Annotated in this window: 20 protein-coding genes and 3 rRNA genes; 9 read left to right on the plus strand and 14 right to left on the minus strand. The window is 68.0% G+C overall.

Annotation, left to right across the window (positions count from 1 at the left end; genetic code table 11):
- Nucleotides 1-20: 20 nt before the first annotated feature.
- From Q0Z83_RS29160 to Q0Z83_RS29190, 7 genes are all read right to left on the minus strand, one after another.
- On the minus strand, nucleotides 21-881 hold the full coding sequence (locus Q0Z83_RS29160) for a hypothetical protein (RefSeq protein ID WP_317786422.1): 861 nt from the start codon (nucleotides 879-881) through the stop codon (nucleotides 21-23).
- Nucleotides 882-947: 66 nt separating this feature from the next.
- Complete coding sequence (locus Q0Z83_RS29165; protein ID WP_317786423.1) at nucleotides 948-3,293, minus strand: rhamnogalacturonan lyase family protein; 2,346 nt, start codon at nucleotides 3,291-3,293, stop codon at nucleotides 948-950.
- 80 nt (nucleotides 3,294-3,373) lie between these two features.
- Nucleotides 3,374-3,763 carry an ATP-binding protein gene (locus Q0Z83_RS29170; protein WP_317786424.1) on the minus strand — a complete coding sequence of 130 codons (390 nt, stop codon included), beginning with the start codon at nucleotides 3,761-3,763 and terminating at the stop codon, nucleotides 3,374-3,376.
- Nucleotides 3,756-4,085, minus strand: a complete 330-nt coding sequence (locus Q0Z83_RS29175; RefSeq protein ID WP_317786425.1) for an STAS domain-containing protein — start codon at nucleotides 4,083-4,085, stop codon at nucleotides 3,756-3,758. The genes Q0Z83_RS29170 and Q0Z83_RS29175 overlap by 8 nt, the downstream gene beginning before the upstream one ends.
- Before the next feature lie 49 nt (nucleotides 4,086-4,134).
- Nucleotides 4,135-4,938, minus strand: a complete 804-nt coding sequence (locus Q0Z83_RS29180) for an N-formylglutamate amidohydrolase (protein ID WP_317786426.1) — start codon at nucleotides 4,936-4,938, stop codon at nucleotides 4,135-4,137.
- Nucleotides 4,939-4,977: 39 nt separating this feature from the next.
- Nucleotides 4,978-5,979, minus strand: coding sequence for a glutamine synthetase (gene glnII / locus Q0Z83_RS29185; protein WP_317786427.1), 1,002 nt, complete (start codon nucleotides 5,977-5,979; stop codon nucleotides 4,978-4,980).
- A gap of 164 nt (nucleotides 5,980-6,143) precedes the next feature.
- Complete coding sequence (locus Q0Z83_RS29190; protein ID WP_317786428.1) at nucleotides 6,144-6,974, minus strand: LysR family transcriptional regulator; 831 nt, start codon at nucleotides 6,972-6,974, stop codon at nucleotides 6,144-6,146.
- 74 nt (nucleotides 6,975-7,048) lie between these two features.
- On the opposite strand from Q0Z83_RS29190, the gene Q0Z83_RS29195 reads away from it, so the two are divergent.
- The 3 genes from Q0Z83_RS29195 to Q0Z83_RS29205 are packed head-to-tail and all read left to right on the plus strand — an operon-like array spanning nucleotide 7,049 to nucleotide 10,294.
- The gene (locus Q0Z83_RS29195; RefSeq protein WP_317786429.1) at nucleotides 7,049-7,711 is read left to right on the plus strand and encodes a type 1 glutamine amidotransferase domain-containing protein; all 663 of its coding nucleotides are present in this window, start codon (nucleotides 7,049-7,051) and stop codon (nucleotides 7,709-7,711) included.
- Nucleotides 7,712-7,754: 43 nt separating this feature from the next.
- Nucleotides 7,755-8,612 (plus strand): universal stress protein, encoded by an 858-nt coding sequence (locus Q0Z83_RS29200; protein ID WP_317786430.1) that lies wholly within the window; start codon nucleotides 7,755-7,757, stop codon nucleotides 8,610-8,612.
- 53 nt (nucleotides 8,613-8,665) lie between these two features.
- Nucleotides 8,666-10,294, plus strand: coding sequence for a methyl-accepting chemotaxis protein (locus Q0Z83_RS29205; protein WP_317786431.1), 1,629 nt, complete (start codon nucleotides 8,666-8,668; stop codon nucleotides 10,292-10,294).
- 78 nt (nucleotides 10,295-10,372) lie between these two features.
- Here the strand turns inward: Q0Z83_RS29205 and Q0Z83_RS29210 are convergent, their stop codons facing one another.
- Complete coding sequence (locus tag Q0Z83_RS29210; RefSeq protein WP_317786432.1) at nucleotides 10,373-10,840, minus strand: response regulator; 468 nt, start codon at nucleotides 10,838-10,840, stop codon at nucleotides 10,373-10,375.
- A 189-nt stretch (nucleotides 10,841-11,029) separates the two neighbouring features.
- Between Q0Z83_RS29210 and Q0Z83_RS29215 the strand changes: the two genes are divergently transcribed.
- Complete coding sequence (locus tag Q0Z83_RS29215) at nucleotides 11,030-11,950, plus strand: siderophore-interacting protein (RefSeq protein WP_317786433.1); 921 nt, start codon at nucleotides 11,030-11,032, stop codon at nucleotides 11,948-11,950.
- 62 nt (nucleotides 11,951-12,012) lie between these two features.
- Nucleotides 12,013-12,612, plus strand: coding sequence for a nucleoside/nucleotide kinase family protein (locus Q0Z83_RS29220; protein WP_317786434.1), 600 nt, complete (start codon nucleotides 12,013-12,015; stop codon nucleotides 12,610-12,612).
- Here Q0Z83_RS29220 and Q0Z83_RS29225 read toward each other — a convergent pair.
- Nucleotides 12,578-13,666, minus strand: a complete 1,089-nt coding sequence (locus Q0Z83_RS29225) for an NHL repeat-containing protein (protein ID WP_317786435.1) — start codon at nucleotides 13,664-13,666, stop codon at nucleotides 12,578-12,580. The two genes, Q0Z83_RS29220 and Q0Z83_RS29225, sit on opposite strands and share 35 nt — an antisense overlap.
- Before the next feature lie 362 nt (nucleotides 13,667-14,028).
- On the opposite strand from Q0Z83_RS29225, the gene Q0Z83_RS29230 reads away from it, so the two are divergent.
- Nucleotides 14,029-14,331, plus strand: a complete 303-nt coding sequence (locus Q0Z83_RS29230) for a protealysin inhibitor emfourin (RefSeq protein ID WP_317786436.1) — start codon at nucleotides 14,029-14,031, stop codon at nucleotides 14,329-14,331.
- Nucleotides 14,332-14,334: 3 nt separating this feature from the next.
- Here Q0Z83_RS29230 and Q0Z83_RS29235 read toward each other — a convergent pair whose 3' ends face one another.
- On the minus strand, nucleotides 14,335-15,834 hold the full coding sequence (locus Q0Z83_RS29235) for an alkaline phosphatase D family protein (RefSeq protein ID WP_317786437.1): 1,500 nt from the start codon (nucleotides 15,832-15,834) through the stop codon (nucleotides 14,335-14,337).
- A gap of 181 nt (nucleotides 15,835-16,015) precedes the next feature.
- On the opposite strand from Q0Z83_RS29235, the gene Q0Z83_RS29240 reads away from it, so the two are divergent.
- The 3 genes from Q0Z83_RS29240 (at nucleotide 16,016) to Q0Z83_RS29250 (ending at nucleotide 18,770) form a co-directional block, all read left to right on the plus strand.
- Entirely contained in the window at nucleotides 16,016-16,564 is a 549-nt protein-coding gene (locus Q0Z83_RS29240) for a hypothetical protein (protein WP_317786438.1), read from the plus strand.
- 88 nt (nucleotides 16,565-16,652) lie between these two features.
- Nucleotides 16,653-18,443 (plus strand): polysaccharide biosynthesis tyrosine autokinase, encoded by a 1,791-nt coding sequence (locus Q0Z83_RS29245; protein ID WP_317786439.1) that lies wholly within the window; start codon nucleotides 16,653-16,655, stop codon nucleotides 18,441-18,443.
- 105 nt (nucleotides 18,444-18,548) lie between these two features.
- Nucleotides 18,549-18,770, plus strand: coding sequence for a hypothetical protein (locus Q0Z83_RS29250; protein WP_317786440.1), 222 nt, complete (start codon nucleotides 18,549-18,551; stop codon nucleotides 18,768-18,770).
- Nucleotides 18,771-18,820: 50 nt separating this feature from the next.
- Here Q0Z83_RS29250 and Q0Z83_RS29255 read toward each other — a convergent pair whose 3' ends face one another.
- The 4 genes from Q0Z83_RS29255 to Q0Z83_RS29270 form a co-directional block, all read right to left on the minus strand.
- Nucleotides 18,821-19,258 (minus strand): CBS domain-containing protein, encoded by a 438-nt coding sequence (locus Q0Z83_RS29255; RefSeq protein ID WP_317786441.1) that lies wholly within the window; start codon nucleotides 19,256-19,258, stop codon nucleotides 18,821-18,823.
- A 255-nt stretch (nucleotides 19,259-19,513) separates the two neighbouring features.
- Nucleotides 19,514-19,630, minus strand: a 5S ribosomal RNA gene (rrf, locus tag Q0Z83_RS29260).
- A 108-nt stretch (nucleotides 19,631-19,738) separates the two neighbouring features.
- A 23S ribosomal RNA gene (locus tag Q0Z83_RS29265) occupies nucleotides 19,739-22,846 on the minus strand.
- 379 nt (nucleotides 22,847-23,225) lie between these two features.
- Nucleotides 23,226-24,743 (minus strand): 16S ribosomal RNA (locus Q0Z83_RS29270).
- The 16S, 23S and 5S rRNA genes sit together here, the layout of an rRNA operon.
- Between the last annotated feature and the right edge of the window lie 394 nt (nucleotides 24,744-25,137).

Raw genomic sequence — 25,137 nt, forward strand, 5'->3', positions numbered from 1 at the left:
TCGCGGGGGATCCGGCCGGGTCACCGGTCGGCGAGCCCGGCGAGGTCCGGTGCGTGCCGGGCGGCCAGGCGGGTCCACGCCGGGGTTCCGCCGGGCAGCGGCCACGCCCGGGTGCGGCCCTCCCGCCGCGCCGCCGCCCACAGGTCCTTGCCGAAGCACTGTCCGAGAACGGTCAGGGCGGCGGCGGTACCCGGGTGACGTCGCATCCGTGCCTCGTTCGCCAGGTACCGGTCGACCAGCGCCCGCTCGGACGCGGCGGTCTCCGCCCGGTCGACGAGAGTGAGCGCGAGCAGCGGCGGCTTGCGGTCCTCGGCGAGCGCGGCGGCCAGCCGGTCGTGCCCGTCCACCACCACGTAGCCGACCAGGCCGCTGACCCACCAGAGCAGCACCGGCGGGAGGATCCCGTCCCGGGCCTGTCTGCGGTAGGCCTTGACCCGGCCGTGGTCCACGCCGGACAGGGCGCGCAGCGGCAGCACCGGCCAGTCGCCGACCCATTCCAGGTAGCCGCGGTCGGCGCCGAGCACCTCCCAGCGCCACAGCCCGGACTGCAGCCGCGGGATCCGCGAGCTGATCAGCCAGCGACCGGCGTGCAGTGGCCCGTCGCGCAGCTCCGACCGGAAGTGATGGGCCCACCGGGTCCACCAGTCGGCTTCGCCGCCGGCCGCCACACGGGCCGCGTGGTCGGCCCGCAGCGGTGGGACCGGTGACCGGTACCGATCGGTGCGTACGTACTCGACGCCGTAGTGGTCGTCTTCGACCCGGGCGATGACGACCGGTTCGTCGCCCTGGCGGATCAGCAGGAGGCTCCGGCCGGCCGCCTCGACGCGCAGCGCCGGGCGACCGGCCGCCGTGATGTCCACCAGGAGGTCGGCCGCGGTCACGCGGACCATGATGGACCCTCGCGGGCGGGCCCGGCACGTCATTTCGCCGGGCCCGCCCGCGAGGGATCAGCGGACGTAGATGTTCGGCTGGGGCGGGGTGGCCATGCCGTCGCCGAGGAAGAAGCTCGGGTGCGGCGGCTGGTTGTAGGCGGTGTTCTGCCAGGCCAGCGCCACCCGGTACTGCGAGTCGTGCACCAGCGTGTGGATGCGGCGGTCGGTGACCGTCGGGGTGCTGTAGATGCGCAGCGCCGACGAGTCGGACAGGCGCCAGACGATCTCCTCGCGCCAGTCGCCCAGCAGGTCGCCGGAGATGGCGGGGGTCTGCTTGGTGCTGTTGTTGGAGGCCACCCCGGAGGCGGTGAGCAGACGGGTGTCGGCGCTCGTGCCGTACTTGTCGACACGGGTGGCGTCGACCAGTTCACGGACCGGGTCGGCGTCCCACCAGGCGAGGAAGTTGGTCGACGACGGCTTGCGGCCGATGCCGGCGCCCGTGGTGCTGGACAGCGTGGACACCGACGACGACCAGGCCTCGGCTCCGGGGCTGCCGGCGTAGACGTCGCCCGCGACCGCACGGCCGTTGTCGCAGCCGCAGGAGGCGTGGGACCAGATCACGGCGCCGGTACGGCCGTCGAGCATCGCGTCGGTCGGCTGGGAGGTGGACTCGGACGGGCGGTACACCTCGAGGCCGGCGCGGGCCGGGATGAGGTCGCCGACGTGCAGCGCGTCGCCGTGACCGAGGCCGCTGCGCCACATCAGGGTGCCGTTGTCGTTGATCGCCGCGGCGCCGTAGATGATCTCGTCCTTGCCGTCGGCGTCGGTGTCCGCGATCGACAGCTGGTGGTTGCCCTGGCCGTAGGCGCCGACGTTGCTGTTGCCCGAGTCGTAGGTCCAGCGGCTGGTCAGGGTGCCGTTGCGGAAGTCCCAGGCGGCGACCACGGCGCGGGTGTAGTAGCCACGGGCCATGATCAGGCTGGGCCGCTGCCCGTCGAGGTAGGCGGTGCCGGCCAGGAACCGGTCGACCCGGTTGCCGTAGCTGTCACCCCACGACGACACGGTGCCGCGGGCCGGCTTGTAATCGACCGTGGAGAGCGCGGCGCCGGTCTGGCCACTGAACATGGTCAGGTACTCGGGACCGGACAGGATGTAACCGGAGGAGTTGCGGTAGTCGGCGCTCGACGAGCCGATGGTGACGCCGGTGCCGGAGACCGTCCCGTCGGCGGTCTTCATCGCGATCTCCGCTTTGCCGTCGCCGTCGTAGTCGTACACCTGGAACTGGGTGTAATGCGCGCCCGCCCGGATGTTGCGGCCCAGGTCGATGCGCCAGAGACGGGTGCCCTGCAGGGTGTAGGCGTCGACGAAGACGTTGCCGGTGTACCCGGACTGCGAGTTGTCCTTGGAGTTGGACGGGTCCCACTTGACGAAGATCTCGTAGTCGCCGTCGCCGTCGGCGTCCCCGACCGAGGCGTCGTTGGCCGAGTAGGTGTAGGCGACGCCGTCCGGTGTGGTGCCACCGGCCGGGACCTGCAGCTTGACGTCGAGGTAGCCGTTGGCGAAGCTCAGCGACGCCGGCGAGTCGCCCTGTTCGGTGCCGTTGACGACGGCCCGGACCGTGTAGGAGGCGCCGGCGGCCGCACCGGAGTCGAGGTAGTTCGTCGAGTTGGTGATCGGCGACGAGTTCACCTTGGTACCCGCGCGGTAGACGTTGAAGCCCGTCGACGACGCCTCGGTGCCGAGCAGCCGCCACGACACCAGGTTGGCGCTACCCGACCGGACGCTGATCACGCCGCGGTCTAGGTCCTCCATCTGGCGGCCGCCGGTGGCCGGGGGTGTCGTCGGGGTGGCGGTCGGCCCGGAGACGTGGTTGAACGACCACTGCTGGCGGGCGATGTCCGAGCAGGTCTCCTGCACGATCGGGTTGTTGCCGGCGGTGGAGCCGTCCTTGTTGCTGATGCACAGGCCGGTGGCGACGCTCTTGACCAGGAACTTCCCGGAGGCCGCGGTGGAGGCGGCGAAGGTCCAGAGCTGGTTGGTCTTCAGGCCGTCACCACAGCCGTACTGCTGGAGCTGAACGCCGGAGGTGGTGCTGGAGCTCGGTACGTCGATGCAGCGGCCGCTGTTGCCGTTGGCCAGGTTGAACTGGCCGCCGGCCCGGGCCACGGCCGTCCACTGCTGGTCGGTGGCCGCGGCGTTGCAGGCGACCTGGACCAGCAGGGCCGAGTTGTCGGTGGAGGCGCCGGTGACGTCGACGCACTTGCCGCTGGAACCGGAGGCCAGCGTGTAGACGCCACCGGCGACCGGGGTGGTCGCCGCGGCCGCCGGCAGCAGCGACACCACCACGATGCCGACCGGAACCGCGACGGTCGGCACGGCGACGGCGAGCAGGACACGCCGGGTTCGTGAGGAGAAGGACACGGGGATGTTCCTTTCGCATGGGGATGCGGGGGAAGGGACACCCGTGTAGATGCCGCACCGGCCGGGCGACAACCGAAACTTCAGAGATTGAGACAGATCCGTACGAGGGTTCCGCCGGGCACCGCCGCGGTGTACACGGAGTCGCAGACCCGCTCGACGATGGCCAGGCCCCGGCCGCGGACCGCTTCGGCCGACGGCATGCTGCGACCGAACGGGCGGTCCGAGCCCTTGTCGACGACGTCGCAGACCAGACGGCCCTCCTCGGCCCAGACCCGGATGTGGCCGCCGCCGCTGGTGTGCTGGAGCGTGTTGGTGGTGAGCTCGCTGACGGCGAGCGTGAGCACCTCGATGCGGGCCTCGGGCAGACCGAGGGCCAGTGCCCGCTCGGTGACGAAGGCGCGGACCCGGCGCAGATCGTCGGGGACCTCGTAGGACATGCCGTCGACGGCCTCGGCGTAGAGGTCAGACATGACGGCGCTCTTCGGCCGGGGCACGAAGCAGAGTGTCCAGGCCGGTGATCTCGAGGACCGCGGCGACCGGGCCGACCGCGTTGATCACGTAGACGTGGCCGCCCGTCTGTTTGGCCGCGTGATGGGCGGTGACCAGGCTGTGCACGCCGCTGGAGTCGATGAAGGTGAGGCCGGTGAAGTCGACGAAGACGGCCCGGGAGCGGTGCACGGCGTCGAGCAGGACGGCGGTCAGATGGTCACGTGCGGCGAGGTCGCACTCGCCGGTCAGGGACACGGTGATCCGACCGCTCGCGGCGGAGGTCCTCGCCTCGAAGTTCGCCATCGATCGCCGTATCCTCCCCGGCGGCGCTCCGCCTGCCCCGGCCATCATGTCATCCTTGCCACGAAATCGGGGTGATCGCCGGTCGCCCCGTCGGAGGGACCGGATCGACGGTGTCGACCAGGGCGGCCAGGGCGCGGGTGATCCGGTCGAGTCCGCCGGTGGGCGGGCCGCCGGGTTCGGTCATGTACTGGTCGCGGCGGATCTCGATCATCAGCGCCTGGACCGCGGCCTCCCGGCGGTGGTACTGGAGCGGGACGTAACAGCCGGCGAACGGGCTGTCCAGGCCGGTGTCACCGAACGCGGCCCGGGCGGCGGCGACCAGCGACTCCGGTGTGTGGAACGGATCGGTGCCGAGGCAGACGGGTGGGCGCGGGCCGTCGCCGTGCAGTTCGTAGGGCAGCCGGGCGGTCGGGTAGGAGTGCACGTCGAGCACCAGCGCCCGACCGGTGGCGGCCAGACGTCGCCCGACGAGTGTGGTCATCGCTTCGGCGTACGGCTGGAAGACGGTCTCCAGGAGCATCGCGTCGCGGGACGTGTCGTCGGCGCGCAACCGTCGCCCCGCGTGGCCGTGGGTGTAGATCGGGCCCATGCCGACGGCGAGCATCTCGTCCTCGAGGAACCGCTCGGGGTCGACGACGAGTCGGGACAGCCGGTTCACGAAGATCCACGGTCGGCGGGCGGCCAGGTCGGCCGCACCAAGGGCGATCAGATCGGTATGGGCGTCGGTGAGATGGTCCAATTCCTCGTCGACGATTTCCGGAAAAAGGCCGGATTCCACGATCTGCCGGGAGGAATGGGGAACGTGCAGAATCACCGGCGACGCGGAATCGCCCGGCAGAACGTCGAAAGCCACCGCGCGAGCGTACGCGCGGTGGCTTTCGCGAAACGATGATCAGGCCAGCTCGGAGCAGATCGTGTCGATCAGCAGGCGGGTGACCACGTACGGGTCGACGTTCGCGTTCGGGCGACGGTCCTCGATGTAGCCCTTGCCGTCCTTGGCGACCTGCCACGGGATACGCACCGACGCGCCACGGTCGGAGACGCCGTAGCTGTACTCGGTCCACGGGGCGGTCTCGTGCAGACCGGTGAGGCGCTGGTCGATGCCGGCGCCGTAGCCGTCGACGTGCTCCTGGCGCTTCTTGCCCAGGGCCTCGGCACCCGCGATGATCGCGTCGTAGCCCTCACGCATGGCCTTGGTGGAGAAGTTGGTGTGCGCACCGGCACCGTTCCAGTCGCCCTTGACCGGCTTCGGGTCGAGGGTGGCGGAGACGCCGTGCTTCTCGGCGATGCGGTAGAGCAGCCAGCGGGCCACCCACAGCTCGTCGGCGACCAGCGGGGCGCCGACCGGGCCGATCTGGAACTCCCACTGGCCGGGCATGACCTCGGCGTTGATGCCGGACAGGTGCAGGCCCGCGGCGAGCACCGCGTCCATGTGCTCCTCGACGATCTCACGGCCGAAGACCTCGTCCGCGCCGACGCCGCAGTAGTAGCCGCCCTGCGGGGCCGGGTAGCCGCCGCCGACCGGGAAGCCGAGCGGACGGCCGTCCTTGAAGAACGTGTACTCCTGCTCGATGCCGAAGATCGACTCCTGGTCGGCGTACTTCTCGGCGACCGCGCGCAGCGGGGCGCGGGTGTTGGTCGGGTGCGGGGTGCCGTCGATCAGCTCGACCTCGCACAGCACGATGATGTTGTCGCCGCCGCGGATCGGGTCGGGGCAGATGAACACCGGCTGGAGGACGCAGTCGGACTTGTCACCGGGCGCCTGGTTGGTGCTCGATCCGTCGAAGCCCCAGATGCCGGGCTTCTCGCCGGCGGCGAGGATCTTGGTCTTGGAGCGCAGCTTCGCGGTGGGCTGGGTTCCGTCGACCCAGAGGTACTCGGCCTTGACAGCCATTGTGCGTTTTCTCCTCAAACTGGCGTACTCGGGGCGTACTCCGCTAAGCCTGAACAACACTGATAAACAGGTGATAAACCCAGGCCCGGCGCGAGGACGATATCCGCCGCAGATCAACTCCATGTTTCCGATCCCGCACCGTGGATGGGTGATCCCGGTAACGTTCACCAGTTACGGGCTGCCGCGAGGAGGACCGCGCGGACCTCGGCGAGATCCCGGGCGCCGGTCCGGGTGGCCAGGTAGAGGGTGTTGATCGGCGGATCCTCGGTGGGCATCAGGTCGACCAGCGCCCCGGTCCGCAGCTCCTCCTCCACCAGGTAACGGGGCAGCACCGTGGCGCCGATCCCGGCGACCGCGGCCGCCCGTAGCGCCCGCAGATCCGGCACCACCAGGACCGCTCGTCTCGGCGGCGGCGTGCCGTGCACGTGCCGCCACCAGCGTCTGATGATCGGCAGGTCCTCGGCGTAGGCGAGCAGCCGGTCCGGCGCCTTGTCGGAACTGCCGACCAGCACGAACTCCTCGTCGCAGAGCGGCTCGGCGCGCAGCCCGGCCCGTCGCGGGCGGATCGCGCTGACCACCAGGTCGAGCCGTCCGTCGGACAGTTCGGCGAGCAGATCGTCGGCCAGCCCGAGCCGGACCCGCACGTCGGTCCCGTCGGCGATCACCCCGGCCAACGCGGGCAGCACCCGGGCGCTCATCAGCTCGGCCGGCCCGCCCAGGTGCAGGGTCCGCCCGGCCGACGGCGATCCGGTCAGCCCGGACGCCACCGCGGCGAGCGCGTCCATCGGGCCGTCGAGGCGGCGGGCCAGGTCGTCGGCGGCCGCGGTCGGCGTCACCCCGCGTGCGCCGCGGACGAACAGCGGCTGCCCGATCCGGGTCTCCAGACTGCGCAGCTGCCCGGTCACGGTCGGTTGGGAGAGGCCGAGTGTCTCGGCCGCCCGGGTCATCGTGCCGCTGCGGTAGACGGTCAGGAACGTGTGCAGCAGATCGAGCATGCCATCAGTATTCCTATGGCCGGCATCGGAAGTTCTGTTGGTTCCCGATGGCTGTGCGGGGGCATGGTTCAAGCATGACGACGAACACGATCCTGATCGGCCTGACCAGTCACGGCGACCTGGGCGGCCTGCGGTCCACCGGCTACTACCTGCCCGAGGCGGCCCATCCGTGGAAGGTGTTCACCGAGGCCGGATACACCGTCGAGTTCGCCTCGGTGGCCGGCGGCGAACCCCCGGTCGACGGCGCCGACCTGTCCGACCCGATCCAGAAGGAGTTCACCGAGCAGGTCTCCCTGGCCGCCACACCGACGTTCGCCGAGCTCGACCCGACCGGTTACGACGCGGTGCTGTTCGCCGGCGGCCACGGCGCCATGTGGGACTTCCCGTCCGACCCCGGCCTGGCGACCTTCGCCCGTGACCTCTACGAACGCGGCGGTGTGGTGGCCGCGGTCTGCCACGGTCCGGCCGCGCTCACCGCGCTCACCCTCTCCGACGGCACCGCCCTGGTCGCCGGGAAACGGGTGGCGGCGTTCACCGACAGCGAGGAGACCGCGGTCGGCCTCACCGAGGTGGTGCCGTTCCTGCTGCAGAGCCGCCTCGAGGAGCTCGGCGCGAAGCACAGTGGGGCCGCCGACTGGCAGCCGCACGTGGTCACCGACGGCAACCTGGTCACCGGGCAGAACCCGGCCTCGTCGACAGGTGTCGCCGAAGCCGTCGTGGCGGTCTTGAAGAAGTGAGTCCGACCCACGACGATCAGGGGAGGACGCAGGAGGAGGCGCCGTGGCCACTCAGAGGATCGTCGTGGGTTATGACGGCTCGCCCGACGCACGCAAGGCCGCGCGGTGGGCCCTCGACGAGGCGCAGCGCACCGGCGCCACAGTGGAGCTTCTCTACGCGTACGAATGGCCCAGTTATGTCCCCGCCGCCGCGATGATGCCCGCCGCCGCCGTCTATCCGGACGCCGACACCGACGGCGCGGTCGGCGAGATGCTCGGTCGAGCCCTGGAGACCGCCGGCGTCACTCATCCCTGTGTCCGGCTGCGCACCCGGGTCGAGCACGGCACCGCCGCGGTCGCTCTGGCCCAGCGCAGCGCCGAGGCCTCGCTCGTGGTGGTCGGCGGGCCACGGCACTCGCCGGTGCGGGCGCTGCTCGGCTCGACCAGCGGTTCGGTGAGCGCGCACGCCCGCTGCCCGGTCGTGGTGGTGCGTGGCGAGCCCCGCGACACCGACCCGGTGGTCGCCGGTGTGGACGATTCGCCGGCCGCCGCCATGGTCCTCGGGTTCGCCTTCGAGCAGGCGGCGGTCCGCGGGGTCCCGCTCCGGGCCGTGCACGGCTGGCCGGCACCCGGCGGCGACCTGCTCTGCGACGCCAACCTGGACGCGGTCGCGGCCGAGCGCCGCCGTCTGGAGGCCGTGGTGGACTGCTGGCGCGGCCGGTTCCCGCAGGTCCGGGTCAGCGCCGAGGTCCTGGTCGGCGGGCCCGGTGAGGTGCTGGCCGAGGCCGCGGCGGGCGCGCAGCTGGTGGTGGCCGGAGCCCGGGCCCGGCGGGCTCTGCGGATGTCGCTGCGCCCGTCGATCGGCCGGCACCTGCTGCACCGGGCCCGGTGCAGCATCGCCCTGGTACACGGCAGCCGCTGACCTACCTGGGCGATCTGCCGAAAATCACCCGTACCGGCTCCTACAGTGAGGCCATGCGGCGAACCCTGCTCGAACGAGTCCTCGGAGACCGCAGCCTGCTGCTCAAGAGCACGATCGCCGCCGCCTGCGTGGCCCTCGTCGCCGTCGCCGTCACCGCGGTCGCCCTCTCCCGGATCGCCACCCTCCGCGACAGCCTCCAGGACATGAAGGACCAGCACGTCGACAGCATGGAACTGATCGCGAACATGCGGTATGGGCTCACCGAGTGGTTCCGCAGTGCGCTCAAGTACAACGCCGGCGCCACCGGCGACAACCCTCAGCTCAAGCAGATGGGTCTGGACGACAAGAACGCGGCCGCCACCCGGATCGACGACGCCCTCGCCGCCTACCGCGACATCGCGACCGCCTCCGGAGCCACCGACCGTCTGGAGAAACTCGCCGCGTTCACCGAGGCCGTCGAATACCACCGCGCCCTCAGCAACGTGATCATCTTCCAGGAGGCGCCGCCGGCCGGGTTCGAGATGCCCGCCCCGCAGGACATCCTCGCCGCCTTCAACAAGGGCGACACCGGGATGGCCGACGCCATGAACGACCTGCAGGCGGCCGAGGAGGCCGACGCCGACGCGATGGCCAAGGAGGGCAACGACGCCTACCACCGCGCCCTGTGGATGACGCTCGGCGGCCTCGCGGTCGGCTTCCTGATCGCCGGATTCGTCGGTATCGGGGTGATGCGCCTGATCAAACGCCAGCTGGCAACGGTCTCCACGGCTCTGCGGGCGGTCGCCGACGGCGACCTGACGGTGCCCGCCGAGGTCCGCTCCCGCGACGAACTCGGCCAGATGGCCGAAGCCACCAACCGCGCCCGGGAGGGGCTGCTCACCAGCGTCCGCCAGCTCAACCACGGCGCCGAGGTGCTCAGCGACGTCACCCAGCGCCTCACCTCGGTCACCACCCGCCTGGACGCCGAGGCGCGTGAGGCCTCCGAACAGGCCGGACTCGTCGCCGGAACCGCGGGCGAGGTCTCGGCGAGCGTCCAGTCGGTGGCCGCCGGCTCCGACGAGATGGGCGCCTCCATCCGCGAGATCTCCGAGAACGCCAACAACGCCGCCCAGGTCGCCTCCAGCGCGGTCGGAGTCGCCCAGACCACCAACGACACGGTCGCCAAACTCGGCACGTCGTCGGAGGAGATCGGCAACGTGGTCAAGGTGATCACCGCGATCGCCGAACAGACCAACCTGCTCGCCCTGAACGCGACGATCGAGGCGGCGCGCGCCGGGGAGCTGGGCAAGGGCTTCGCCGTGGTCGCCACCGAGGTCAAGGATCTGGCCCAGGAGACCGCGAAGGCCACCGAGGACATCGCCCGCCGCGTCGAGGCGATCCAGGCCGACACGTCCAGCGCCGTGGTCGCCATCCAGGAGATCTCCCGCATCATCTCCGAGATCAACGACTACCAGGTCACGATCGCCTCCGCCGTCGAGGAACAGACCGCCACCACCAACGAGATGTCCCGCAGCATCGGCGAGGCCGCCAACGGCAGCTCCGTCATCGCCGGCAACATCAACGCCGTGGCCAGCGCCGCGCACGCCACCACGGCCGCCCTCGGCGAAGCCGAATCCTCCGTCGGCGAACTCACCCAGGTGGCCGGCGAACTCCGCGAGGTCGTTCAGCGATTCCGGGTCTGACCCCACCGGCGATCTTGTGAGGTTGCGGCTACCACCAGGGCAGAAGCTCACAAGATCGCCGCGGAGACGTGGCGGTGGTCAGGGGTGGGTGGGGACCAGGTGCTGTACGCGGCGCAGGAGTTCCGCCGGGGCGAAGGGCTTGACCAGGTAGTCCTCGGCGCCGACCATCTCGCCGAGCATCATGTCGGACGGCGTTCCGCGGCCGCTGATGATGATCACCGGGATGTGGGCGGTCTGCGGGGAGGAGTGCAGTTCGTAGCAGAAGCCGAGACCGTCCAGGCCGGGCATGGAGACGTCGAGCAGGACCAGTGACGGGCGCTCGTTCACGGCGAGTGACATCGCGGTGCGGCCGTTGTCGGCTTCGAGGATGCGGTATCCGGCGGCGCGCAGCTTGACGGCGACCAGGTCACGGACGTCGCCGTCGTCGTCGGCGATCAGGACGGTGGGCGGCTGGAGCGCCGCGGCCCAGTCGTCCGCGGGCCACGGCAGGGCATCGGCGTCGCTGAACGTCAGTGCCGTGGTCGTTGCGGACGGGGTCTGCGGCATGTCATCTCCTTCGAGAGCCTGAGCGGCGCACGGGTAGGGCACACGGGTGCGCCCTGGGACCGTTCTGATCGGCACGCCGCAGCCGGACCGCAGGATGGTCATGGTTGCGAAAGGGGTGCGACCGGGGCCGGTGATGACACCGACCGGAGCAACGGTTAGGTTAGGGTTACCTAAACGAGGAGGCGAGCCGTGACCCAGACCGTCGTGCCGACCGAGGCGTCCCCGTTCCGGTTCTTCCCGGTCGAGGTCGCCCGCATCGTCCGGCTGAGCCCGAACTTCCTCCGGGTGACGTTCACCGGAGACGACCTGGACCGGTTCGCCGACAACGGGTGGGACCAGCGGATCAAACTGATCCCGCCGCTGGCCGACTCCGGTCACGAGCACCTGCCGACCGGCCCCGACTGGTACACGCGGTGGCGCTGCCTGCCCGACGACCGGCGCAACCCGATCCGGACGTACACGGTGCGCAACGTCCGCGCCGAGCAGCGTGAGATCGACGTCGACATGGTGCTGCACGGGGTGAACGGCCCGGCCTCGCGCTGGGCGGTGGCCGCCGGTCCGGGTTCGCGGATGTGCATCATGGGCCCGAACGCCGACTTCGGCGGCGTCTCCGGTGGCATCGACTTCCACCCGCCGGCCGCGACCCGCCGGATCCTGCTGGTCGGTGACGAGACCGCGGTCCCGGCGATCGCGTCGATCCTGTCCCGCCTGCCGCAGGACGCGGTCGGTCACGCGCTGCTCGAGGTGCCGGAGTCGGGCGACCAGTTGGAGATCGTCAAGCCGGCCGGTTTCACCGTGACCTGGCTGCCGCGCGACGGTGCCGAACACGGCGTCAAGCTGATCCCGGCGGTCCGCGAGGCGGCGCAGCCGCTGCTCGGCGACTGCACCGCCCCGGCGACCGCCGTCCTGGAGGACGTCGACGTCGACCACGACATCCTCTGGGAGGTCCCGGAGGAGTCGGCGGGCACCCCGGACGGCTTCTACGCGTGGCTGGCCGGCGAGGCCGCGGTGATCAAGACGCTGCGCCGCCACCTGGTGTCCGAGTGCGGCGTGGACCGGCGCGCGGTCGCGTTCATGGGCTACTGGCGCCTGGGCCGCCCTGAGTGCTGACCGCCGCCCGCGCGGACGTCCTTTCCAAGATCGCAAAGGCCGTCACCCCCGATGTCGTACGGGTGGGAGTCGACGGCCCGGACGGCTCGGGCAAGACCGTGCTGGCCGCCGAACTGGCCGACGTGGTGCGTGACCGCGGTCGTCAGGTGGTCCAGGTGTCGATCGACGACTTCCACCACGTGCGGGCGGTCCGCTACCGCCGTGGCCGGGACTCACCGGAGGGGTTCTGGCTGGGCTCCTACGACTACGACAGGTTCCGCGAGTTCGTCCTGGACCCGTTCGCCCCGGGCGGCGACCGCCGCTACCGCCCGGCCGGGCACGACCTGGACACCGACCGGGTCGTGAACCCGGAGCCCCGGCAGGCCCCGACCGGCACGGTGCTGATCGTGGACGGCCTGTTCCTGCACCGCGACGAGTTGCACGACCAGTGGGACCTGTCGCTGTTCCTGGAGGTGCCGTTCACCGAGACGGCCCGGCGGATGGCGGTCCGCGACGGCACCCCACCCGATCCGGACCATCCGGGCATGCGCCGCTACGTGCAGGCGCAACGGATCTACTTCGCGGCGTGTGATCCACGGAACCGGGCCACCGCCGTGATCGACAACACCGACCCGGCGGCCCCACGGCTCAGCTGGTCGCCTCGATCCGGACGAGCCCGGTGACGGTGCCCTGGTAGTAGGTGCGGTCGATGACCGTACCGGCCGTCTGCAGCGGGTCGACCAGCCCGAACCCGAGGGTGGTCCGATCGCTGACCACCCCGGTACCGGAGTCGATCGCGGCCAACGAGAACGTGTTGAGCAGCCCCTCCTGGACGACCGTGTAGAGCTTGCCGTCGGTGAGCGACAGCCGCGGCAGGGCGGCACTCCTGGTGGTCGTCTTCCAGGTCACCGAGCAGCCGGTTCCGGTCGCGTCGACGTCGATGCGGGTGACACCGCCGGTGAAGTCGGCGTCGGCGGGGACACTCGTGCCCGCGTCGTCGGGCAGTTTCGGGTAGTCGTAGCCGTACGTGTTGGTGATGAAGACGCTGCGGCCGTAGGCGACCGGTGCGTTCTCGGTGCCGCTGGCGGCCAGGTCGGTGAAGAGCGGCCGCACGCAGACCGGGGTGGCCGGCCCGTCGGTGGGCAGCACGATCAGGTTGGTGTGCGGGTCGGCGTTGTCGGTGATCGCCACGTACTCGTGGCCGGTCGACGGGCCGAAGAACACCGGGGTGGCCCCGCTGCCCCAGCTGAGCTGCCCGGGTTTGCGGGCGGCGCCGCGGTCGTAGGCGTACCGCCAGCGCAGCGCCGGTGTCGTGGCCGTGGTGTCGAAGAGGTAGAGGGCGTGATCGCTGGTGACCGCGAACCGGCCGGGGACCGTGGAGACGCTGTTGGCGACCTTCTCCCCGGCGGGCAGTTCGTAGGTGGCGACGGCGCCGGTGGCCGTGTCCACGGCGCCGACCGTGCCGGCCGCGGTGACGAACCAGACCCGTCCGTCGTAGGCGGGGATCACCCCGACCACGGCGTCGTCGGCGGCGATCGCGCTCGCCAGCGAGAGGCGCGAGGTGACGGTCAGCGAGTTCGACGTGTGCGCGATGCGGAGCAGGTCCCGGTTGCCGTCGACGATCACCACCTGGTTCTGCTGGTCGAGGTAGGCGTAGACGCCGCCGAGCAGCGAGCCCTTGGTGATCGGTAGCGAGGCGAGGGTGCCGCTGCCGGACCTGTCGATGAGTTTGAGCACCGGGGCCTGGCCGAGGTACTCGGTGCAGAGCGCGAGCAGGGCCTTGTCGCTTCCGAAGAGCAGGGTGGGGCAGGCCGCGAGCAGGTTGTACCGGGTCGCCCGGGTGCCGCTCCCGGCCGGGCCGGCACCGGTGAACGTCTTCGACGAGGCGCTGTCGCCATGGGTACCGGCACCGCCGGCCGGCGCGGTGACGGGTTCTGCGGGGCGGCCACAGCGGTCGCCAGCAGGGCGGCCGCGATCTTCAGGGAAATCACGATCTTCACTGTGCGCGATAACTCTATGGGTTCAGTAGGATATCTCGAAGTCCAGAACTGCCCTTGATCTGACAGCGTTCCCGGCGGCCGGATGACACCGTCGGAAGGGTGACCCCTCGCGTACGAGCCGAGCTGCGTCGATCGGGCGGATTCCGGGAACGGTCGCTGCGCGTCGTGCTGGACTCCGCCACCCTCCCCCACGATCAGGCCGCCCAGCTGGCCCGGCTGGTCGAACAGATCGACCTGACCCGGGTGGGTGCGGAGATCGGCGCCGCCTCCCACGCCGACCTGACCCGTTACCAGCTGGCCGTCGAATACGGCGGGCGGCACTGGCGCGGCACCGTGGCCGAGCCGTGCGTGCCGACGGAACTGCGCCCCCTCCTGCGGTTCCTGACCAGCGCCGCCCGCTGACCGTCACACCCGCTGCAGACCGGGACGCCCGGCCTCGACCACGAACGACGCGTTCGTGGACACCGCGGCACCGGGTCGGCTGACCCTCGGCAGCACCCGGAAATCGGCTCGGATCCGGTCCCGGCCGATCGTGACCATCGTGTACCCGCGCCGCTCCGAGTAGTGCTTGATGTGCGGGTTCACCCCGGGCCACGGGATGTCCCGCCGCGCGGTACCGTCCCCGTTCGAGGTGACCGACGTGCAGATCAGCTCGGTGCCGATGGTGGCCGTACCGGGATCGCGGTAGTCGAGTTTCAGGTCGTTGGCCAGCGCCGCGTGCACGTCACCGGTCAGCACCAGCGGGTTGCGGACCCCGCGCTGCAGCCAGCCGCGCTGCAGCCGGTTCCGGGCACCCGCGTACCCGTCCCAGGCGTCCATGTTGGCCGCACCCGCCTCGTCGGCGTACCTGGCGAAGAACACCTGCTGGCCGAGCACATCCCAGGTCCCGTCATGCCGGGCCAGGCCGTCGAGCAGCCACTTCTCCTGGGCCGCCCCGGTGAGGGTACGGTTCGGGGCCTCCGCGGCCGCGCACACCTTCCAATAGTCACCGCACGGCTGGTCGTCGCGGAACCGCCTGGTGTCGAGCATGTGGAAGGTGGCCAGCCGCCCCCAGCCGATCCGGCGGTGGAAGGTGCCGGAACGCAACGGCATGTTCTCGTAGTAGGCCCGGTACGCGGCCGCCCGGCGGGCCCGCCACTGTGCCCCGGTCAACGCCGGGCGGGTGTTCGCGCGTACCAGATCGGCGTAGTTGTTCTCCACCTCATGGTCGTCCGGTACCACCAGCCAGGGCGCGGCGGCGTGCGCGGCTCGCAGGTCCGGATCGGTACGGTACTGCGCGTACCGCCGCCGGTAGTCGGCCAGCGTGATCGTCTCGCCACCGGCGTGCGACCGGACCCGCCCCGGCGCGCCGCTCTCCTCGTAGATGTAGTCGCCCAGGAACAGCACCAGCCCCGGGTTCTCCTCGGCGATCCGCCGGTACGCCGTGTAGAACCCGTTCTCGTAGTTGGCGCACGACGCCACCGCGACCCGCAGGTCCGGGCCGAACGTTCCGGGTGCCGGCGCGGTCCGCGTCCGTCCGATCGGCGAGATCTGGCCGTACGCCCGGAAGCGGTAGTAGTAGACGGCGCCCGGCTGGAGTCCTCGCGCGATGACGTGAACCGCATGGGCGTCGGCCCAGCGGGCATCGACCGTCCCCGAGGCGACGATCCTGCTGAATCTCGGGGTCGTGGCCACCTGCCACTGCACCGCGACGGGCTTGCGCGGCATGCCACCGTGCCCGTCGCCATTGAGCGGCTGGAACGCCAACCGCGTCCAGAGAACGACCCTCGTCGGGTACGGGTCACCCGAGGCGACCCCGAGCTTGAACGGATTCAGTGGCGCGGCCGAGGCGGAGGTGGCCAGGACGAGCGATCCAGCGGCGGCGGCACCGCCGAGCACGAAGTAACGGCGATCGATGCGCGTCATGATGCGTACGATCGGGGCGTTTAGTGAATGCGACCGCTGCCGCCCGGGTACCCCGGATGACGCGAACCGCAAGAAAGCGGAAGCAACCGCCGAACGTCCGGCCGCCCCGGACGGAACGGGACTTTGCCGCGCTCTTGCCGAAACCCTCAACCCCGTCCGTGGCCTGCCGAAGTTCGCCGCCGTGAGCAACCCTCGCTACGTCCTGCGCTCCGCCGTGTTCGTGGCGGTGTTCCTGGCCGGATTCCTGATCACCCCGTCGATCCCGGTCTTCCCGGCGGCCCCGCTCGTGGTCGGCGCGATCTGGCTGACCGCCCAGGCCGGTCACGGGCTACGGCGCTTCGACGTGATCATGCTGGCCACCGCCGCCGCGGTCGGTGCCACCTTCCAGGGCGCCGGCCTGTTCCTGTCGCTCACCATCGCGGTGTGGGCGGTGCTGCCGTCGCTGCTCTTCGCGGTTCTGCTGGACCGCCTGCTGCCCGGCTACTGGCGCGGGCACGGCGACCGGTTCCGGCGGCCCGGCGCGGCCCTGCTCCGGCTGGCCGGCATCGCGTTCCTGACCGCGGCCGCCGGTACGGTGATCTGGGCCGTCATCGACACCGGCTCCGAGGGCCTCCCGCCGCCCGTACCGTTCGGCCGGGACCTGGTCATGCTGTTCCTGGTGCCACTCGCCGTCAACACCCTCCGGCGGCTCCGCTCACCACGCCGCGCCGGGCTGACCGTGGTCCGCTGAGAATCGCCGGAAAGATCGACGCGGACTGTCGTACCCCGGTGGGAGAATTCCCGGCCTGAGAGTCAGGAAACGGGGAGGACCACCAGCGATGACGACCTATGGGCGGGCCGCGCGCATACTGCACCGCTACGGCCCCTGGGTGCTGGTGGTGACGGTGGCCGCCGGCGCCGCCGCCTGGGGCCTGCACCGGTCGGCGCCGGTCCGTTACGAGACCGAGGCGACAGTCCTGGTCGACGCCCGGCCGGACCTGGTCACCGAGCGGCAGATCATCCGGTCCGACGCGGTCGCGTTACCCGCGGCCGCCGGGCTCGGCATCGACGCCGCCCGGCTGTTGACCGGCCTGAGCGTCGAGACCGCCGGGCCGGATGTGTTGCGGTTCGTCTACACCGCCGACGACGGTTTCAGCGCCCGGGTCCGGGCTCGTGCGCTCGTCGAGTCGTATGTCGCCTACCGTCCCGGATCGTCGGTGCTCAGCGAGCCGTTCCTGCCGACCGCGCCGACCGCCCGGCCGCTCGTGCCCGATCTGGCCGCCGGGGTCCTCACCGGCCTGCTGCTCGGCGTCGGCACCGCGTTCCTGCGGGCCCGCACCCGCGGCACCATCCGCGACCGGGACGATTTCGCCGCGCTCGTCGGCCGGCCGGTGCTGGTCACCGTGCCCCGCCACCGACGCTCCGACGGCTCGCCGATCGTGCTGCGCGAGCCCACCTCCCCCGCCGCCGAGTCGTACCGCTACCTGCGGACCCGCCTGCAATCATCGCTGCGCCCGACCGGCACCACCACGATCCTGGTGACCGGCCCCGGTGACCGGCAGGGCCGCACCACCACCGCGGCGAACCTCGCCGTCGCCCTCGCCCGATCCGGCCGCGGTGTCGTGCTGATCGACGCCGACCTGCGCAATCCACGGCTGCACCACACCTTTCAGACGACCGTCGACCACGGGTTGACCACACTGCTCGACGGCGACGCCACGGTCTCCGAGGTGCTGGAGCGGACGCCGGTGCCGCGCCTGCGTCTCATTCCCGCCGGGCCGCGCGGCGACGAGCACGCCGACCTGCTGGACAGCGGTGAGCTGGGCCGGGTGCTGCGAGCCGTGCGCAAACACGCCGACGTGATCGTCCTCGACTCGCCAGCGGTCCTCAGCGCCGCCGATCCGATCGCCCTGGCCGCTCTCAGCGATCATGTGCTTTTCGTCGCCGACTTCGCCCGCACGCGCCGTGACACGGTCCGGCGCGCGCTCGCCGAGCTCTCCGAGGTGCTGTCCGGCAACGTCAGCCCGGTGCTGGTCAACGTGCCCAAGAGCGCCGGGGCGCTGGTCCCGCGTACCCGTACCCGACCCGGCATATCGCCCACACCGATCCGCGACCGCCTGGTGTCCGACGCCGACGACGTCGCACCACCGGCCGTGACCTCGTATTCCTACGTGGACGTCGAGGACACCCAGGACGATCCGATGGCCGACCATCACGCCCGGACCAAGACCGTCGCCATCCCGGTGATCTATGGAGCGCCGGCCTCTACTCGCTCAGCCGCGGCTGTCGCACCCACCGCGCCTTCCGCTTCGGCCACGGCGTCCGCCACCCCAGCCGCCGCGCCTCCCGCGCCAACCGCAGCACCACCGCCACCGCCCGCGCCCGCCGCTCCGGCCGCCGCTCCTTCCGCACCGCCCGCGCCCGCCGCTCCGGCCGCCGTTCCTTCCGCTTCGGTTGCTGCCGGGAACAGGGCGGCCGCCGGCCGCAGAAAGCCGACCGCCGCGCCCTCGACCAGGACATCCGCTCACAAGAAGCCGACCGCCGCGCTCTCCTCCGAGGGAAAGCCGGACGAGACCGACGGGATTAATCCTGTCGGATCGGCGACAACGCCCGCCGCGGTGTCGGATTAACGTCGGCTCTGGAGCGTGAATGAACCATGACGCAGGGTTGGATCCCGTGACACAACGGGCATACAGGCCGCCAGGCCCTGCGATTCTCCCCTGGAGAGGTGAACGATGACCACGAACCAGACCACGATCAGTGAGGTCCCCGTCGAGATCAACGGCACGTCCGAGCAGGCGCGCCAGCGGGTGACCGAGTCCGTACGCCGAAATCCCAAGAAGACGGTGACCGCGACGACGCTGCTGCTGGCCGCCGCGGCGGCGACCGCGGTGCTGGTGAGCCGGCGCCGGAAGGCCCGGAGCCGCAGCCGCCTGGCCGCGTTACTCCACCGCTGACCCGGACAGGTGCCGCCGCCCTTTTCGGAAGGGCGGCGGCACCTGTGTGTTCAGACCCGTTCGCCGGTGATGTAGTCGGCCAGAGAACTCCGCTCGTCCTCGAGCTCCCCGATCCGGTTCTTCACCACGTCACCGATGCTGACCACCCCGCGCAGCACACCGTCCACCACGACCGGCACGTGCCGGAACCGCCGCTCGGTCATCAACCGCTCGACGTCCTCCAGCTGCGCCTCCGGAGTGACCGTCCGCACCTGGGCGGTCGCGATCGCACTCACCGGTTCCGTCAGCACTCCCGCCCCACGAGCCGCGAGGGCCCGTACCACGTCCCGCTCACTGACGATCCCGTCCACCACCGAACCGTCCCGCGACACGACGGCCGCCCCGATCCCGTGTTCCGCCAGAACAGCAAGCAGCCTCTCGATACTCGCTTCGGGTCGGACAGTGACCACCTGCCCGCCCTTGACCCGCAGAATGTCGCTGATCCGCATCGTCCCTCCCTCGCACTGGTCCTGCACCGGTCGGCCCCGCGTTACCCACTTCTATGCCTAACCGGAGCCATCCCTGTCAAGAAGGACAACCTATTTCGGTGGCACGGCCACCGCTCCCCAGCCGCAAGATCCCAGCCCCCGGCTGCGCCGCGACCGCCGGCCGTCAGCCCGTCCCGTGCCCCGGCAAGCCCGATAAACACCCCGGAAAACACAGAAAGGCCCACCCGTTTCCGGGTGGGCCTTTCCATACGATGAGTCCGGCGGCGTCCTACTCTCCCACACCCTCCCGAGTGCAGTACCATCGGCGCTGGAGGGCTTAGCTACCGGGTTCGGAATGTAACCGGGCGTTTCCCCTCCGCTATGACCACCGAAACAGCCATCAGCTTCACGTACAACCAGCAACCTTCAGACTCTCTCAAGCCTCAGGGTGGTCGTTCGTTTGCTGTGAATCACACAGTGGACGCAAGCGCAATGTATAGGGTGGTTAAGCCCTCGGCCTATTAGTACCGGTCAACTCAACACGTTACCGTGCTTACATCTCCGGCCTATCAACCCAATAGTCTATTGGGAGCCTTACCCACTCAAGGTGGTGGGATACCTCATCTCGAAGCGAGCTTCCCGCTTAGATGCTTTCAGCGGTTATCCCTTCCGAACGTAGCCAACCAGCCATGCTCCTGGCGGAACAACTGGCACACCAGAGGTTCGTCCGTCCCGGTCCTCTCGTACTAGGGACAGCCCTTCTCAAGTATCCAACGCGCACGGCGGATAGGGACCGAACTGTCTCACGACGTTCTAAACCCAGCTCGCGTACCGCTTTAATGGGCGAACAGCCCAACCCTTGGGACCTGCTACAGCCCCAGGATGCGACGAGCCGACATCGAGGTGCCAAACCATCCCGTCGATATGGACTCTTGGGGAAGATCAGCCTGTTATCCCCGGGGTACCTTTTATCCGTTGAGCGACACCGCTTCCACACGCAAGTGCCGGATCACTAGTCCCGACTTTCGTCCCTGCTCGACCCGTCAGTCTCACAGTCAAGCTCCCTTGTGCACTTACACTCAACACCTGATTGCCAACCAGGCTGAGGGAACCTTTGGGCGCCTCCGTTACCCTTTAGGAGGCAACCGCCCCAGTTAAACTACCCACCAGACACTGTCCCTCGACCCGATCAGGGCCGCAAGTTAGATACCCAAACCCAACAGAGTGGTATTTCAACAATGCCTCCACCCGAACTGGCGTCCGAGCTTCACCGGCTCCCACCTATCCTACACAATTAAATTCGGATACCAATGTCAAGCTATAGTAAAGGTCCCGGGGTCTTTCCGTCCTGCCGCGCGTAACGAGCATCTTTACTCGTACTGCAATTTCGCCGGGCCTGTGGTTGAGACAGTGGGGAAGTCGTTACGCCATTCGTGCAGGTCGGAACTTACCCGACAAGGAATTTCGCTACCTTAGGATGGTTATAGTTACCACCGCCGTTTACTGGCGCTTAAGTTCTCCGCTTCGCCCCGAAGAGCTAACAGGTCCCCTTAACGTTCCAGCACCGGGCAGGCGTCAGTCCATATACATCGTCTTACGACTTGGCATGGACCTGTGTTTTTAGTAAACAGTCGCTTCCCCCTGCTCTCTGCGGCCATACCACGCTCCACCCGCAAGGGGCTTCACGCGTCCGGCCCCCCTTCTCCCTAAGTTACGGGGGCAATTTGCCGAGTTCCTTAACCACAGTTCACCCGTCGCCTCGGTATTCTCTACCTGACCACCTGTGTCGGTTTCGGGTACGGGCCGCTCGAAACATCGCTAGAGGCTTTTCTCGGCAGCATAGGATCAATGACTTCACCAGAACGGCTCGGCATCACGTCTCAGCCTACATGCACCGCGGATTTGCCTACGGTACGGCCTACACGCTTACCCCGGCACAACCACCGGCCGGGATCATCTACCTTCCTGCGTCACCCCATCGCTAAACTACTACCACCCAAGGTCCTAGTCTCCCGCATCGCCGGCCGAAGCCATTGAATTGATCAAGTAGTTAGTACAGATGGGTTCGTCTTGGGCGCTTCTTTGCGGGTACGGGAATATCAACCCGTTATCCATCGACTACGCCTCTCGGCCTCGCCTTAGGCCCCGACTCACCCAGGGCGGATTAGCCTGGCCCTGGAACCCTTGGTCATCCGGCGGAAGGGGTTCTCACCCTTCATTCGCTACTCATGCCTGCATTCTCACTCGTATGGCGTCCACGGCTGGATCACTCCGCCGCTTCACCCGCCATACGACGCTCCCCTACCCATCCACACACCTGCACGACAACCTCAAGGGCGTCGCGGAGTTAATGTGTGAATGCCACAGCTTCGGCGGTGTGCTTGAGCCCCGCTACATTGTCGGCGCGGAACCACTTGACCAGTGAGCTATTACGCACTCTTTAAAGGGTGGCTGCTTCTAAGCCAACCTCCTGGTTGTCCATGCGATCCCACATCCTTTTCCACTTAGCACACGCTTAGGGGCCTTAGCTGGCGATCTGGGCTGTTTCCCTCTCGACTACGAAGCTTATCCCCCGCAGTCTCACTGCCGCGCTCTCACTTACCGGCATTCGGAGTTTGGCTGATTTCAGTAAGCTTGTGGGCCCCCTAGACCATCCAGTGCTCTACCTCCGGCAAGAAACACGCGACGCTGCACCTAAATGCATTTCGGGGAGAACCAGCTATCACGGAGTTTGATTGGCCTTTCACCCCTAACCACAGGTCATCCCCCAACTTTTCAACGTTGGTGGGTTCGGTCCTCCACGCAGTCTTACCCACGCTTCAACCTGCCCATGGCTAGATCACCCCGCTTCGGGTCTAGAGCATGCGACTGAAAACGCCCTATTCAGACTCGCTTTCGCTACGGCTTCCCCACACGGGTTAACCTCGCCACATGCCACTAACTCGCAGGCTCATTCTTCAAAAGGCACGCCATCACCCCTAAAGGCTCTGACGGATTGTAGGCGAACGGTTTCAGGTACTATTTCACTCCCCTCCCGGGGTACTTTTCACCATTCCCTCACGGTACTAGTCCGCTATCGGTCACCAGGAAGTATTCAGCCTTACCAGGTGGTCCTGGCAGATTCACAGCAGATTCTAGGAGTCCGCTGCTACTCGGGAACACCACAAAGAGGCTTAGCATTTTCGCTTACGGGGCTCTCACCCTCTACGGCCGGCTTTCCCACACCGTTCAACTAACACTAAGCTTTGTAACTCTTCGAAGAACTGTCAGATCCTTCAAGTGGGTCCCACAACCCCCCATGCGCAACCCCTGACAGGTATCACACGCAAAAGGTTTAGGCTACATCCGCTTTCGCTCGCCACTACTCACGGAATCACGGTTGTTTTCTCTTCCTACGGGTACTGAGATGTTTCACTTCCCCGCGTTCCCCTCACATGCCCTATGAATTCAGGCATGGATGACACGACATGACTCGTGCCAGGTTTCCCCATTCGGACACCCTGGGATCACAGCTAGGTTGGCAGCTCCCCCAGGCCTATCGCGGCCTCCCACGTCCTTCATCGGCTCCTGGTGCCAAGGCATCCACCGTTCGCCCTTGACAACTTAACCACAGAAAACAAGATGCTCGCGTCCACTGTGCAATTCTCAACCAACGACCAACCCACAACCCACACAGACCAAAATCAGCACCACCCAGTGGCCGATATCAAGGTCCAGGCCGTGCCTGGCATTGAAAAACAACCCCAGACTCTCGCCTGGTCCGCCGGCCTCAGCCGGGGCGGTTGTTCCTTCAGATACCCAACAGGATGCTTGTTTTTCGCTCTCACCAGCCGCACCACCGGACGTTCCGCCGGGCCGAAACCCGTGTACTAGCTCCATGTGGCCGTTGCCGGCTAAAACTGGCCAGTGTCTCCGCCTGTGAGCACCCCGGTCGAGCATTCGTCGACCGCGGGCTACTGCTTACCTTTCGGTAAGAGTTGCTCCTTAGAAAGGAGGTGATCCAGCCGCACCTTCCGGTACGGCTACCTTGTTACGACTTCGTCCCAATCGCCAGCCCCACCTTCGACGGCTCCCTCCCTTACGGGTTAGGCCACCGGCTTCGGGTGTTGCCGACTTTCGTGACGTGACGGGCGGTGTGTACAAGGCCCGGGAACGTATTCACCGCAGCGTTGCTGATCTGCGATTACTAGCGACTCCGACTTCACGGGGTCGAGTTGCAGACCCCGATCCGAACTGAGACCGGCTTTTTGGGATTCGCTCAACCTCACGGTCTCGCAGCCCTTTGTACCGGCCATTGTAGCATGCGTGAAGCCCTGGACATAAGGGGCATGATGACTTGACGTCATCCCCACCTTCCTCCGAGTTGACCCCGGCAGTCTTCGATGAGTCCCCGCCATGACGCGCTGGCAACATCGAACGAGGGTTGCGCTCGTTGCGGGACTTAACCCAACATCTCACGACACGAGCTGACGACAGCCATGCACCACCTGTGCACGACCCCGAAGGACCCCACATCTCTGTGAGATTTCCGTGCATGTCAAACCCAGGTAAGGTTCTTCGCGTTGCATCGAATTAATCCGCATGCTCCGCCGCTTGTGCGGGCCCCCGTCAATTCCTTTGAGTTTTAGCCTTGCGGCCGTACTCCCCAGGCGGGGCGCTTAATGCGTTAGCTGCGGCGCAGAAACCCGGAGAGGGTCCCCACACCTAGCGCCCAACGTTTACAGCGTGGACTACCAGGGTATCTAATCCTGTTCGCTCCCCACGCTTTCGCTCCTCAGCGTCAGTATCGGCCCAGAGACCCGCCTTCGCCACCGGTGTTCCTCCTGATATCTGCGCATTTCACCGCTACACCAGGAATTCCAGTCTCCCCTACCGAACTCTAGCCTGCCCGTATCGAATGCAATGTCAGAGTTGAGCCCTGAGATTTCACATTCGACGCGACAAGCCGCCTACGAGCTCTTTACGCCCAATAAATCCGGACAACGCTCGCGCCCTACGTCTTACCGCGGCTGCTGGCACGTAGTTGGCCGGCGCTTCTTCTGCAGGTACCGTCACTTGCGCTTCGTCCCTGCTGAAAGAGGTTTACAACCCGAAGGCCGTCATCCCTCACGCGGCGTCGCTGCATCAGGCTTCCGCCCATTGTGCAATATTCCCCACTGCTGCCTCCCGTAGGAGTCTGGGCCGTGTCTCAGTCCCAGTGTGGCCGGTCGCCCTCTCAGGCCGGCTACCCGTCGTCGCCTTGGTAGGCCATTACCCCACCAACAAGCTGATAGGCCGCGAGTCCATCCCAGACCGAAAAAACTTTCCACACCCACACCATGCGGTAGAGTGTCGTATTCGGTATTAGCCCCCGTTTCCGAGGGTTATCCCAAAGTCCAGGGCAGGTTACTCACGTGTTACTCACCCGTTCGCCGCTCGAGTACCCCGAAGGGCCTTTCCGCTCGACTTGCATGTGTTAAGCACGCCGCCAGCGTTCGTCCTGAGCCAGGATCAAACTCTCCAACAAAATCTGTTGAAAAACTCATCCCGGCAACAAAAATGTTGCCAAAGGAATCTCCCACTTATCGCCTAAACGACAAGCCGGGGTATTGCCATAATTGGCACTGGCTTATCAAGCACCCTGTTGAGTTCTCAAAGAACAACCGCACACCTTAAACCGAACCGCTTTCGCGGCCCGCCCTCCGGGGCACTCGCTCTACTTTACCCGCCGTTTCCGCCGTGTCAAATCCGCGTTTCGCAACCGAATTCAACAACCACAGAAACTGCACAGGCACCCCAAAAACACACACGACACTAGATCGTGCGATCTTGTAAGGGTTTCCGTCAGGACGGCCGGCCGGGCCCCAACTTCAGGTCCCGCTCGCTCGCCCGTCTCCCTGGCGGCTCGGTAAACATTACTC

Source organism: Actinoplanes sichuanensis, assembly GCF_033097365.1.
Taxonomy (GTDB): Bacteria; Actinomycetota; Actinomycetes; order Mycobacteriales; family Micromonosporaceae; genus Actinoplanes; species Actinoplanes sichuanensis.